The following is a 14,051-nucleotide window of genomic DNA, read 5'->3' on the forward strand; positions in this document are numbered from 1 at the left end:
TCACAATTAAAAGAAAAAAATGAAAAAAAGCATATTGGGCATGGTCATGATTATGACCGTATTGAGCTGCCAAAGAAAAAGTTCATTACCAGCTATTGCTCCAGATATTATTACCGAAAAAACAATTAACGATACAGACGATCCTGCAATTTGGGTTAACCCAGAAAACCCGGCCAACAGTATTGTATTTGGTACGGACAAGAAAACAAACGGTGGGGTTTATGCGTTCGATTTAGCGGGCAAAATCATCAAAGAAAAATCAATAACGGGTATAAAAAGACCTAATAACGTAGACTTAGAATATGGTTTTAAGTTAACAGATTCTACCCAGACAGATATTATCATGTTCACGGAAAGAGAAAGGCAGCAAGTACGCTTGTTCAGCGTTCCAGATATGCGACCTTTGGATAATGGTGGTTTTAAGGTCTTTGAAGATGCTACCGGGGTAGAGCATAATTTACCAATGGGTATTGCAATTTATAAATCGCCAAAAGATAGTACGGTTTATGCTATTGTAGGGCGTAAATCGGGACCAAAAACTGATTATTTATATCAATATAAATTAGTCTCCTCAGGTGGTGAGGTAACTATGGAGTTGGTACGTAAGTTTGGGGCATTTAGTGGTCAAAAAGAAATAGAAGCCATTGCGGTAGATGATGAAAATGGATTGGTTTATTTTTCAGACGAAGGCGTGTGTATACGTAAATACTATGCTGAGCCAACTATGGGGAACAAAGAAATTTCTTGTTTTGGAGGTGAACGTTTTCTAGAAGATATTGAAGGTATTGCTATTGCGACATACCCTAACGGAGAGGGATATATCATAGTTTCTAACCAACAACAAGGGGAATTTAATATATTCTCTAGAACGGATAATACTTTTGTTAAAGCCGTGAATTTAACAACCACGGAGACAGATGGTTGTGATGTGGTTACCGTACCCTTGAACAATACTTTTAAAAGTGGTCTGTTTGTGGCAATGAACGATGCTAAGGACTTTTATTTTTATGATTTGGACAGACTTTTAAAATAGATGTTTGTTCAACGCTGATAAAAGCCCCAAACAGTGCAAGTTTGGGGCTTTTATTTTAAAATAAAAATAAGAGCTTAAAGAAAATTTATATTCTGATGGTAGTGCCATCAAATTTGCAAAGTGTCATAGAAAAATTTTCCGTGTAAGTTAGTTTTTGTTCTTCAAGGATACCAATGGCAATTTGTTCGCCCATCAAAATAGATTCATAATAATCTGTAAAGTAGTGCACGCCTGCCCAATCTCTGCCTATTGCAATATTAGAAGCTAATTTGTTAAGTTCTCCTTCTACCGTTAGATGGGTAAGGTTACATTCATTATCTAAAACGGGAACTATGTCCAGTTTTTGTCCATTTTTAGTAGAAACATATGCTAGATTAGAAGCGCAATAATCTCCGTCTGGTTTTAACTTTTTAAGTAAGTCCTTGGTTTCTTGTTGTAAGTCTTCTAAATCTTCGGGTACAATACTTAAATGATGTTTATGATCAAAGAAGGCCTTTAAAATGGTGACACATGCCCCTGCAACTGTGGCATGACCTGCACCATATGCAGGATGCATGGGAGAGCCTTCACAAAAAGCCATTGGTAAAAGATAATTATTTGCACCATTCTTAGCTTCAACTTTATTTAATATACATTCAATGTTGTTAAACATTTTTTCTAGCTCAGGTGCGGTATGTTTTAAATTGTCCAATTTGTGAAGCCTTGCTGCTAAAACCTCTGGTCTACACCTTCTATGTACGTTATATTTTTGAAAGCGAACCGCTTTTAAAGCTCTCGTGGCAACTTCTGTTACTAAAGATAAAATATGTGGGCCTCCAAAATGAGCAAAACCCTGTTGGTGGTCTCTATTATCCGCTTCTTGAAAAGGAATACCAGGGTCAAATGGCACACCCTTTGCTAATAGCATTAAGCAGGCATTTAAATATGCTTCATAAAGAGCATCATGGTGTACGTAGGTTGCTAAATCTCTTGGAGTATGTATAAATCTTTTTAGAGGACTGCTTAGATAATCTTCAAAACCTCTAAAATCAGCTCCATTTTGAGCATCGAGCCATTCATCCCAATCCGTTAAGAAATCTTTTCCCGGTTCTGCAATGGCAACGCGTTGATCTATTTCAATAGAACCATATTGAATAAAGCCTGCAGCTGGCGAATTTTGACCATGTAATCCTTTATTTCCTGCCAAAAGAAATTGAGAAATATATGGGCCAACATCGTCACCACAAGTTATACCTCTAAAAGCAGTTGCAGGGGTCTGTAAAAAATCTCTCCTACGCTGTGCTTGCTGTTGGTTTAGCTTAAGGTTCACGGTAGGATCAAACCAAGCTAATGTATTAAGGCAATCTGTATATTCCTTAATTTGTTCTACATGGTTTTTTTGGGCATCTAAGGCATCTAAGGTAGTGTTGGTAGATATGTCTTCCTTAGATTTACCACTGCCTATGCCCATTACCCCAACTGTAAAGGCATTAAAAGGAACGTCTCTTAAAAGTGCTTGTGCATATACTTCGGCCATTTCGGCATCCAATTCTGCTGAACCCAATTCTGGATGGGGAGGCATGGTTACGGCTTGTGCATCCGGGCCCTCTAAATCATAGGATAAACCAGCACTTTGACTTTCCCAAGCTCTTACGGATACCGCTTTACCGTTTTTTCCATTATTCGCCTTGTCCGATTTCCATTTGAATTCATGATTGCAGTAATGTTCTCCCAAACTGTTTTTTACATGGCCCAGCGGCGTATCTCTAAAATCTCTAAAGTCCCCACTATCAATTCCCCGTATCAACAATTGAAAATGGTCTGGATTATCTACTAGCCCCGTGTCTTCGCAGTGCGGCAACCCTTTGGTAAAATTCATTAAATAAGAGGCTTTGTTTTCGTGTGGGTCCTTACTTTTAACCTTTTTTCTCCTAAACTTATGTTCGTCCCCATTGCTGTAATGGTATGGGTGAATTCTGTTTTTAGCTGTGCTTGAGGCTAAATTTCTTGCATTTGCAGCTCCTTCTCTACGTTTGCTCATAGTACTATAATTTTTAAAGTTAATAGGCGGCTTTATTAGCGGGGAACTATGAGCGGAGGATTTTTAGGCAAAGTAAATTATAGATTGAAATCCAATACTTTTAAATTGTGTAGAGAGCTAATTATAATGTGTAACTAGTATATAATCAGTGTGTTAATTCGTTTTTATTGTGGTCTTGTATGCGAAAAGTGCATGAAATTGTATAACCTATAGCTTACCACCGTTGGTTTCGAAACTTTTGGTCAATGGCGTATTCTATATTCGCTTTTAAATATTCTTCTGGATTATAGTTAGGTAGTGGTAAAATAGATTCAAGTAGTTGTGTGTCCCATTTTTGAGGTTTTCCAGTCAAATACGGGGTAAGGTGAACGCCAATGGTTTCATAATAGAATTTTTCCAAAGTAGTTTCGAAACCTCCAACGCTATCTACAATTTCTTGTGTAAGTTGGTAATTTTTAAAATTAACCGCCTCTAGAATTTTTGATATTCCAGTAAGTATATGGGTGCCTATAGGATTTACTATATTGAGTTGTTCTACAGGTTGGTCTAGTACCTTACAAATTACTTTGGCGGCATAATCTGTTGGTATAATATTTAAGTTGCTATCATTACCAGCTTGTATACGTACGCTACCCTGTTCTGTTTTATGCTGAAAAAATTTAGCGAACAAATAAAACACCATGTATTTGGAGATAAAAAAACGGGGTTTCTCCAAAGCGTTACCACCTAGAACACTAGGTCTCAAAATTTGAATTTCAATGCCGCTTTCGCCACATTGTTGTGCCACATATTTTTCTGCGGCATGTTTAGAGGCTTCGTAGTAATTTCTATATTCCGCATTAGTATTATTCAGGTAATCATTGCCAATAACCCCATCTTGTTTGCCAGCGGCAAAAGCAGTACTTATGTAGACAAACTTTTTTAAGTATGGTTTAAAGGCATTGAATAGCTGTTTGGTAAAGCTAAGATTCTCTTCAAAAATCTGCGTTTCGTCTTTTGGGTTAACAGATAGATTAACAAAGCCCGCAGAATGCACCATGTAATAACGTTGGTTCAAGTCTAGGTAGTATTCTGGCTGTAATGCCTCACTTGCTTCTATTATCCTTAATTTGTCTTGAATTGCTTGTAAATTCTGCGCTACAAATTTGGGAGCCATAGCGCTAGTAAGCATATTTTGTATTCTTTCAGCGGCATTAACAGACTTTTTATTCCGTACCAAAAGCCAAATACAATTAAGTTCGTTAAACCGCTCTTCTAACAACCTAAATAATAGTTGCGAGCCTAAAGTTCCTGTTGCTCCAGTTAAAATAATATGCATACCAAGCTATTGTTCACTTAAAAAACAAACCCCTGCTTTTGCAAGGGTTTATAAAAGATTAACAAAGGTAAAAATTAATACCTGTAATATTCTGGCTTAAAAGGACCTTCTACCGTTACGCCAATGTAGGCCGCTTGGTCTTCTTTTAAAGTAGTTAACTCTGCGCCCAATCTCGATAAGTGTAGTTCTGCAACTTTCTCATCTAAATGTTTTGGTAACATATAAACCTCATTATTGTAGTTTTCGCTATTTTTCCAAAGCTCTATTTGAGCTAAAGTTTGGTTAGTAAAACTATTACTCATTACAAAACTTGGGTGTCCTGTAGCACATCCAAGGTTTACCAATCTACCTTCTGCTAAAACAATAATGTCTTTACCGTTAACGGTGTATTTATCTACTTGTGGTTTAATTTCGTCCTTGGTACTGCCAAAGTTTTCATTTAACCATGCCATGTCTATTTCATTGTCAAAGTGGCCAATGTTACATACAATAGCCTTGTCTTTCATGGCCTCAAAATGTTCCCCACGTACAATGTCCTTGTTACCTGTAGTGGTAATAACAATATCAGAATTACCAACAACGGTTTCTAATTTTTTTACTTCATAACCATCCATGCATGCTTGTAGTGCACAAATAGGATCTATCTCTGTTACGGTAACAATAGCTCCTGCACCACGAAAAGAAGCAGCGGTACCTTTACCTACATCACCATAACCACAAACGGTTACGCGTTTACCGGCCAACATGGTATCTGTTGCTCTACGGATAGCATCCACTGCACTTTCTTTACATCCGTATTTATTATCAAACTTAGACTTGGTAACAGAATCGTTTACGTTTATAGCGGGCATAGGTAAAGTTCCGTTTTTTACACGCTCGTACAAACGGTGTACTCCTGTAGTGGTTTCTTCTGATAAACCCTTTACACCTGCAGCTAGTTCTGGGTATTTATCCAAGACCATGTTGGTAAGATCACCACCATCATCTAAAATCATATTTAAGGGCTGTCTATCCTCTCCAAAGAATAAGGTTTGTTCAATACACCAATCAAACTCCTCTTCGTTCATACCCTTCCAGGCATAAACCGGAATACCTGCAGCGGCTATGGCAGCAGCGGCGTGGTCTTGGGTAGAGAATATATTACAAGAACTCCAAGTAACATCTGCTCCAAGCGCTACTAAAGTTTCTATAAGTACAGCTGTTTGTATGGTCATGTGCAAACAACCAGCAATACGTGCGCCTTTCAAGGGTTGTTCTTCTTTATATTCTTCCCTTAAAGCCATTAAACCGGGCATCTCTGCTTCTGCTAATTCTATCTCTTTTCTACCCCAATCGGCAAGGGCAATATCCTTCACCTTAAAAGGAACGTAAGCAATTGTTTTTGTGCTCATACTATTTTTAATTTATTTTGATAGCAATTTTAGCCGCAAAGGTACAAATTACTTATCTTTTACAAGTGCCCGTTTATAAAACCATAACAGTATCGCCTACCACTAAAGTGTTGCTTTGGAAGGTAGAAGAACCCGAAGCAGTATTAGCCAAAGATGTATTGCTAACCCCACATTGCCAAAACCGCATGGATGGGATGAAATCTGAAAGCCACCGAAGGGCCTTTCTAAGTATTAGACATTTAATGGCTTTAGAGGGGTATGCAGATAGTGATTTATATTACGATGAAAATGGAAAACCCCATTTAAAGGATGGAAAGCATATTAGCATAACCCACTCTTATAATTTTACCGCAATAATATTAAGTGCTGCACATGAGGTGGGTATAGACATAGAAAAGCAACGCGATAAGATTATGAAAATAGCGTATAAATTTACGCCTATTGAAGAGTACCATACCTTGGCCAATGCCGAAGCCATTATTCGTAAACTAACCATTGTCTGGGGTGCCAAAGAATCGCTCTACAAAATCTACGCCCAACCGGGTCTTAGTTTTTTAAAACATATAGATGTACAAGACTTTGCCATGGATACTGGAAAAACAACTGCACAAATAGTTTATGGCGATAAAAAATCGGTTTACGAAATAGATTTTTTTGAATTTGAAGGTTTTACCTGTGTTTATGCCCAAGCCAACCTTGGTTGTTGAAGCATTTAACTGTAGATTTATAGCCCTAAACCCAATAGATGAAAATTTCTGTAGAACTAACCCTAACCCCACTGCATGATGATTTTGAACCCGTTATCATCAATTTTATAAAACAATTAAGGGCTTCTGGTTTAAAAACCATTGAAACTCCCTTAAGTACCCAAATTTATGGGGATTATGACAAGGTAATGGCTTTGTTAACAGTGGAAATTAAGGAAGCTATGGAACTTATGGAACACGGTTTACTTTGGATGAAAATTGTTAAGTCAGATTTGAGCGATTATGAGCCAAATTTTTGATTTTTTCTTCTATGCCTATGAGGGTAGGTCGCTTTCTCTTATAATTTTAGAAGCAACGGCTTTCTTTTTTGGAATTGCATCTGTGATTTACGCCAAAAGAGAAAATATTTTGGTATACCCTACCGGTTTAGTTGCCACCGCAATAACGGTTTACCTTTTTTTTATAGACAGTTTGTATGGCGATATGATGATGAATTTCTACTACTCCGTAATGAGTATTTATGGCTGGTGGAACTGGTCTAGGACTAAAGAAAAACAGCAAGTTGTAGTTATCTCTAGAACCAACACTAGAGAAAAAGGTATTGGTTTTATCTTCTTTTTAATAACCATGTTTATTACTTATGGTGTATATAGGTGGTTTGGTAAAGAATTAGAATGGACCAATTATGTAGATATCTTCACCTCTGGTATTTTCTTTACCGCCATGTGGTATATGGCAACAAAAAAAATAGAGAATTGGACCCTATGGATAATTGGTGATTTTATAACCGTTCCTTTATATGCTTACAGGGGATGGGGTATGTTTGCACTACAATATTTAATTTTTACCATTTTGGCCATTCAAGGATATAGACAATGGAAAAAAAGCTTGAGCAGCAACCAACAGACCTCCTAAAGATAGTTCTGTTTGGACCAGAATCTACAGGAAAAACAACTTTGGCCAAAGATTTGGCGAAGCATTACAACACCAATTGGGTGCCAGAATATGCTAGGGAATATTTACAAGCAAAGTGGGAAACAACGCATAAAACTTGCGAGCCAGAAGACTTAATACCTATAGCTATTGGCCAAATGGCCTTGGAAAATAAAATTGCCGAACAAACCAAAGAAATCTTAATCTGTGATACGGATTTGTTAGAGACCAAAGTATATTCTGAGGCTTATTATATTGGTAGTTGTGATCCTGTTCTTGAGGCCTATGCCCTTAAAAACACGTACCACCTTTATTTACTTACCTACATAGATATTCCTTGGGAAAAAGACGATTTAAGAGACAAACCTGACCAAAGAGATAAAATGTTTGCCTATTTCCGTAATACCCTAATTAAATATGATAGGAATTTTGTTACTTTAAAGGGTACACGAGAAAATCGTTTAAAATCAGCCATTAACGCTATAGAAAATTTAAAAAAAAACATGATTCAATTTACAGACCAAGACCTAGAACAATTAAGACAAAAAGGCATATCCAAAGAAAAAGTATTGAATCAGGTAGAAACGTTTAAAGCCGGGATTCCTTTTGTTAATTTGATTGCTGCAGCCGTTCTTGATAAGGGTATCAATAAATATTCAACAGAAGAAGAAAAGGATTTAATTGCCTTGTTTCAATCTAAAAAGGAAAGCCTACAATTGTTAAAATTTGTACCAGCTTCAGGTGCTGCGTCTAGGATGTTCAAGGCTATGTTTAATTTTATAGAAGCATATGACCCAAAACAAAAAACCTTAGCGGCCTATATAGAAGAAAAAGGAGACAAAGCGGTGCAAAAATTTGTTTCTGGCATCAAGAATTTTCCATTTTATGAGAAGATAATAGCCAAAATTGGCGAAAAAGATTCCGATGGCGCTATGGCACACGCATTTGTAACTTACATGTTATCTAATGAGGGGCTTAACTATGGTTTTTATCCAAAAGGATTATTGCCATTTCACCAATACGAAGATGGAAGTGCCACTCCATTTGAGGAACATTTAAAAGAAGCTGCGCTTTACGCTGCTTCTGGTAAAAAGGCCAATTTGCATTTTACCATTTCGCCACAGCATCAAGAGATGTTTGCAGAAGAAGAAGCTGCTGCAAGCCCTAAAATCAACAAAAAAACTGGGGTAGTATTCAATATAGGATACTCGAATCAAAAACCCGCAACAGACACCTTAGCGGTTAATTTGGACAACACACCTTTTAGAAACCAAGATGGGTCTATTTTGTTTAGACCGGGTGGCCACGGAGCACTAATAGAAAATTTAAATGATGTAACCGCAGACATTATTTTTATAAAAAACATAGACAACGTGGTCATTGCCAAAAACCTTGAAGCGGTTGCCAATAGTAAAAAAATGCTAGCAGGCGTATTGCTACAAGTACAAGAAAAAGCGTTTGATTTTGCGGCTAAATTGGAAGCCACAGAAATAAGTAGTGCTTTATTGGACGAAATTGCCAACTTTTTACAACAAAAATTAAACGTTCGTTTTGATACGAATTTTGAGCAGCTTACGAATCTGGAGAAAACTGCGGTGTTAAAAGCTAAAATAAACAGGCCAATACGTGTATGTGGTATGGTTAAAAATGAAGGTGAGCCGGGCGGAGGTCCGTTTTTTATTCAAGATGGGGATGGCAACATGTCATTACAAATTATAGAATCTGCCCAGATAAATACAGATGATAATGCTCAGATGGACATTCTTAATAACAGCACACATTTTAATCCAGTTGATTTAGTGTGTGGGGTTAAAAATTATAAGGGAGAAAAATACAATTTATTGGATTTTGTAGACTCTAAACAAGGTTTTATAACAGGAAAAACTAAAGAAGGGAAAGAATTAAAAGCACTTGAGTTACCTGGACTGTGGAATGGTGCCATGGCTTATTGGAACACTATTTTTGTAGAGGTACCTTTGGTAACTTTTAATCCGGTTAAAACAGTGAACGATTTGCTAAAACCTACACATCAGGTATAAACCAAGGTAATTTTTTAATAAAAAGGGCAACTTATAAAGTTGCCCTTTTTATTTAATCCAAATTGCTTTGTATTCCTATAGTAATAGGGCTTTTAATGGAATTACCTATTGTTTTATAAATACCATTATGTGTAGTATAGATTGTATAAAAATTACACATTATGTGTAAAGGTAAACAGCTGTTTATACAACTTTATTTTATGGCTTATTTTTTAATATTCTGAAAATAAGATAGTTGCGTTTTTTTAGGTTGGAGGTTAGATTTTGGAATCATTTTTTCTCTATACCTAGAACAAAGTTTAACATTAAAACACAGACAACATGAAAAAGTTATTATTTGCCACAGCATTAGCAATTGGAAGTTTATCAGCAGTAAGTGCAGCTACAGCAACACTACATGATGGTATCATGAGCGAAGTTATCGCAGAAGATTTTAAAGAAATTGCGGTTGCAGATTTACCAGCAGCAGTTACAGATGCTCTAGAAGCAGATTTTGCAGGGGCAACCATAAATAAAGCTTACGTAAACGAAAAAGAAGAGTATAAGCTTGAAATAACCGCAGCAGACGGTAGCATGGAAACCCTTTATGCCGATGCAGAAGGGAATTGGTTAGACATGTAATAAGTTTAAGTTTGCGCTAGTTGAGTCTAGATAGAAAGGGCCACCCTTAATTGGGTGGTCCTTTTTTGTTATTGTATATAATTTAAGATTTCTTTAGAAACTAAAGCATAGAATGCAAACGTATCTTTGTTAGGTAACCCTAACAGATTATGCCCAAAATTCTTGTTGTAGATGATGATGTAGCTTTTTGTAATATGCTAAAAGGCTACTTAGAGCGTCAAAAGTATACCGTTTTCAATGCTTTTGGGGTACAACAGGCGTTACAAATTATGGATGAAAACATTTTAGATGTTTTGTTGACCGATTTAAGACTACCAAATGGTACGGGCATAGAGTTGTTGGATAAGATTAGGGTAAAAGGTCTAAAAACCCAAGTTGTAGTAATGACGGGTTATGCAGAGGTAAGTAGTGCGGTGGCCGCTATGAAAAAAGGAGCGGCAGATTATATAGCCAAACCCTTTTCGCCAAATGCATTATTAGAAACGTTACAAAAAATACAATCGGTAGCGCCAAATACAGGGCCCGCCACAGAAACTAAACCGAAACAGGATTTATCCAATAGAGTTATGGGTATAAGTGATGCGGCAGTTCAATTAAACAATCATATAGCCCTTGTGGCGCCAACCAATATGTCCGTTTTTATAAATGGGGCTAGTGGCACGGGCAAGGAGGTTACGGCAAAAGCAATTCATGACCTTAGCAAGCGCTGTACTAGTAGTTTTATTGCCGTAGACTGTGGGGCCATACCTAAGGAGTTAGCGGCAAGTGAATTTTTTGGTCATGTTAAAGGGAGTTTTACAGGTGCGGTAGAAGATAAGGTGGGTTGTTTTGAGGCTAGTTCTGGTGGCACCCTATTTTTGGATGAGGTTGGTAATTTATCGTATGAAAATCAAGTGCAGTTATTAAGGGCTTTACAGGAACGCAGCATTAAAAAAGTGGGTAGTACCAAAGAAACTCCGGTAGACATACGTTTGGTCTCTGCAACAAATGAGAACCTGGAACAAGCAGTAGCCGATGGCAGATTTAGGGAGGATCTTTTTCATCGTTTAAATGAATTTACGATTAACGTACCTTCCTTAAAAGAACGAAATTTAGATTTGCCATTGTTCATTGATTATTTTTTGAACAAAGCCAATGCAGAATTACATAAAGATGTTAAGGGGTTTACTAATGACGCTTTAAGTATTCTGAAAAAGTATCCTTGGCCAGGAAATTTTAGGGAACTTCAAAATTTAATTAAGCGCTTGGTATTATTATGTCAAGAAAAAGAAATAGATGTAGCTCTAATACCGGAACACATGAAAAATAAGGCTAATTCAAACGTTGAATCTAGTGTAGAAAACGCCGCGGTAAACTGGGTAGATAAAGAAATCTTAGAAAAAAGGCGAATTGAAGAGGCCTTGGTACAAACAAAATATAATAAGTCTAAAGCAGCAAAACTCCTGCAAATAACTCGTAAAACACTTTACAACAGAATGGCTTATTACAAATTAGACCTGTAAATAGTCTTTTATTTCGTTTAGTGTTTGTTGCAATTTATGGTTAAGTTCGTTCTGGTAAATGGTGTTGCCATTACTCTCAAGTTCTTCCAAAAAAGATATAACATCTTTTATTTCTAAAAGCCTAAACATAGGAAGCATTCTATGGGCTGTCTCTCTAATGGTAACAGAATCCCTTTTTAGTAAGGCTTTGTTTATTATACTACTATTTTTTAAGGTCTCTTCATAAAAAGTAAGTAGATTTTCTTTCAGTTTAATGTTAACCTCTTTTGGGTCTAAAAATCCAACTAGCTTTTCCGGATTAAATGTTTCAAACTCCGGTACCGTTTCTTGGTTAGTATTTTCTATAACTGTTTCATAACCTAGATAGGTTTTTAACATTTGCACTAGCATGTCTTTTGAAAAAGGTTTATGTATCAAATCGGTAAATCCCGCTTGGGTGCAATCCCCTTTTGTTAACCCCATATCACCTGTCATAGCAATTATGGGTTGCCCTTTATAGTGTTTAAAGGTGTTCTTGAATCTATCTAAAACCTCAAATCCCGTATAATTGGGCATTTGCATATCGGTTATTACTAAATCATATTCCATATTTGCTATATCAGGAACCTTTTCAAAGTCATTGTATGCTAGAAAATCTATTTGTAGTTGTTTAAAAAAGGTGGTGGTCAATTCCAATAGATATGGGTCATCGTCTATAATTATAACTTTTGCCTTTCTAGTTGTTGGTAAAGTTGTTGGGAGGTTAAGAGTGTTGACAGTTTCCACAGGAATTTTAACTACAAATGTGGTTCCTATGTTTTCTACACTGGTAAAATTAATGGAACCATTAAGTAGCTCGGTTATTTTTTTAGCTATAGTTAAACCAAGGCCGTAACCTTGACTTTTTGCTGTGCTTTCTGCTTGGGTAAACTCGTTAAATATTGTATTCTGTAAGGTGTTTGGTATGCCAGTGCCCGTATCGGCTATGTTCACCACAATAAAATTATCTTCTAATCGTCCAGATACCTTTACATGGCCTTCTTTCGTAAATTTAAATGCATTTGAAATTAAGTTGTTCAATACCTGTCTAAACCTAAAAGGATCGGTCTTAAAAGTATTGTTTAATTCTGGGGCAAGGTCAATTATTAATGCGATAGAGCTGTTGGTGGGCCTTAAACTTTGGGCGGCAGATGTTATGAGTTGTGCTGGTACAAATTGGGTTGGGGTTAGCTGTAACTTACCTGCTTCAAGTTTAGAAAAATCCAGCAAATCATTAGCCAGTTGGTTTACTTGGCTGGCCGCCAATTGTATGTTATTAATGTATTTTTGGCTTTCGGTAGCGTTGTTGGCTTCCGGTAGTAACTCTGCATACCCTTTAATCAATCCTAAAGGGCTTCGCATATCATGGCTCACTGTTTTAATAAGCTGCTCCCTTGCTTGTAAAAGTTGCTTGGTATAGGTGTTGGCTTGATCTAATTGCCAACTTAAGCGTTGTACTTTTCTAAAATCTCGACTTATAAAGTAGATAGATAATAAAATAATGACAATAGCTATAAGCCCCAGCCATTTTATATTATTTGTGCTTTTTTTAAGGGCAAGGGATTGATTTACATTGGCCTGCGTAGCTTGTAAAAGTACTTCTTGTTCTAACGTTGAGGTTAAATTGGTAAGTTTTTGAGAAATTTCTAGATCCATTCTCAATATCTGTAACTCTTTAGATGCAATTTGTCTATTTTGGTTTTGTTGCTTAATCTTTGTTTGTAGTAGTAAATTCTGTGTGGCTATAAGTACACTGTCAATCAACCTTCGTTCTTGTTCTACGGTTTGCTCCCTCTTGGCGTTTTTATTTAATATTTCTGCATAATCAATTACAGATTGTTGGGTTTTCTTTGGCAATTGGTCAAAATTGGGAACAAGTGCCCTTGGTGTAATTGTACCCACATTAGCCTCTACGGTTTTTATTTTTTGTAAAAGACTATCTATTGATTGTGTTGCGATGTTTTCTTTATCTAGTTTCCTTAACTGGTTATTGTTTAAAACTTTTTGTTTTAGCAACCCACTTAAGCTATCTAATATGGTGGTACGCTTTGCGTTTTCCATTTGGTTTTTTAGCTCCCCGATTTCTAAAAGAATACTATCAACTTTAACAGCGTATTTTACAAATTGCGAGGAATTGTTGTTTTGTAAGGCCAGTTTGGATAAACTTTCTGCCTCGTAAATAGAGTTGGTTAGCTTATTGATTAACAATAGCTGGCTTTCCTTTGGGCTTAATTCTTCTTTTTTAGGTAGTATATTATCTAGTTCTAGATAAAAAAACCAACCTGCCCAAAGCGTTAGTGCGGCTAACAACAAGTAGCTAAATACAATTTTAAAAATAAAATTTTTCTTCTTTTTCAAAATAGATGTAAAAGCCCAAATTTACTGAGGTAAAGGCGCCTTTAGCACCAATAAAAAGTTAATTGTTAACGCAAAAAATTATTTTTTTTTGATGAAAAAGTGACCCATTTA

At 36.4% G+C, this 14,051-nt stretch carries 11 protein-coding genes; 7 read left to right on the top strand and 4 right to left on the bottom strand.

From position 1 onward, the window contains the following. The first annotated feature begins 19 nt into the window (after window positions 1-19). Window positions 20-1,033 (top strand): phytase, encoded by a 1,014-nt coding sequence (locus tag BUL40_RS02670; protein WP_080317966.1) that lies wholly within the window; start codon window positions 20-22, stop codon window positions 1,031-1,033. Window positions 1,034-1,118: 85 nt separating this feature from the next. Here the strand turns inward: BUL40_RS02670 and BUL40_RS02675 are convergent, their stop codons facing one another. The 3 genes from BUL40_RS02675 to ahcY form a co-directional block, all read right to left on the bottom strand. Beyond that, window positions 1,119-3,053: a vanadium-dependent haloperoxidase gene (locus BUL40_RS02675; RefSeq protein ID WP_080317967.1), complete on the bottom strand. Its 1,935-nt coding sequence runs from the start codon at window positions 3,051-3,053 to the stop codon at window positions 1,119-1,121. Window positions 3,054-3,267: 214 nt separating this feature from the next. After that, complete coding sequence (locus BUL40_RS02680) at window positions 3,268-4,371, bottom strand: SDR family oxidoreductase (RefSeq protein WP_080317968.1); 1,104 nt, start codon at window positions 4,369-4,371, stop codon at window positions 3,268-3,270. A 74-nt stretch (window positions 4,372-4,445) separates the two neighbouring features. Further along, window positions 4,446-5,762, bottom strand: coding sequence for an adenosylhomocysteinase (gene ahcY, locus BUL40_RS02685; RefSeq protein WP_010516405.1), 1,317 nt, complete (start codon window positions 5,760-5,762; stop codon window positions 4,446-4,448). Window positions 5,763-5,827: 65 nt separating this feature from the next. Here ahcY and BUL40_RS02690 point away from each other — a divergent pair, with 65 nt between their 5' ends. From BUL40_RS02690 to BUL40_RS02715, 6 genes are all read left to right on the top strand, one after another. Beyond that, window positions 5,828-6,469, top strand: coding sequence for a 4'-phosphopantetheinyl transferase family protein (locus BUL40_RS02690; protein WP_029511353.1), 642 nt, complete (start codon window positions 5,828-5,830; stop codon window positions 6,467-6,469). 38 nt (window positions 6,470-6,507) lie between these two features. Next, window positions 6,508-6,768 carry a YkoF family thiamine/hydroxymethylpyrimidine-binding protein gene (locus tag BUL40_RS02695; RefSeq protein WP_080317969.1) on the top strand — a complete coding sequence of 87 codons (261 nt, stop codon included), beginning with the start codon at window positions 6,508-6,510 and terminating at the stop codon, window positions 6,766-6,768. Beyond that, window positions 6,752-7,384: a nicotinamide riboside transporter PnuC gene (gene pnuC, locus BUL40_RS02700; RefSeq protein ID WP_176465433.1), complete on the top strand. Its 633-nt coding sequence runs from the start codon at window positions 6,752-6,754 to the stop codon at window positions 7,382-7,384. The genes BUL40_RS02695 and pnuC overlap by 17 nt, the downstream gene beginning before the upstream one ends. Then, complete coding sequence (locus BUL40_RS02705) at window positions 7,345-9,441, top strand: DUF4301 family protein (protein ID WP_080317970.1); 2,097 nt, start codon at window positions 7,345-7,347, stop codon at window positions 9,439-9,441. Before pnuC ends, BUL40_RS02705 begins: the two co-directional genes overlap by 40 nt. 321 nt (window positions 9,442-9,762) lie before the next feature. Further along, the gene (locus BUL40_RS02710) at window positions 9,763-10,062 is read left to right on the top strand and encodes a hypothetical protein (RefSeq protein ID WP_010516395.1); all 300 of its coding nucleotides are present in this window, start codon (window positions 9,763-9,765) and stop codon (window positions 10,060-10,062) included. Between the two features lie 149 nt (window positions 10,063-10,211). After that, window positions 10,212-11,564 carry a sigma-54-dependent transcriptional regulator gene (locus BUL40_RS02715; RefSeq protein WP_080317971.1) on the top strand — a complete coding sequence of 451 codons (1,353 nt, stop codon included), beginning with the start codon at window positions 10,212-10,214 and terminating at the stop codon, window positions 11,562-11,564. Here BUL40_RS02715 and BUL40_RS02720 read toward each other — a convergent pair. Next, entirely contained in the window at window positions 11,553-13,940 is a 2,388-nt protein-coding gene (locus BUL40_RS02720) for a hybrid sensor histidine kinase/response regulator (RefSeq protein WP_080317972.1), read from the bottom strand. The genes BUL40_RS02715 and BUL40_RS02720 overlap by 12 nt on opposite strands. Window positions 13,941-14,051: the final 111 nt, after the last annotated feature.

The sequence above is a fragment of the Croceivirga radicis genome (genome assembly GCF_002072105.2).
Classification (GTDB): Bacteria; Bacteroidota; Bacteroidia; order Flavobacteriales; family Flavobacteriaceae; genus Croceivirga; species Croceivirga radicis.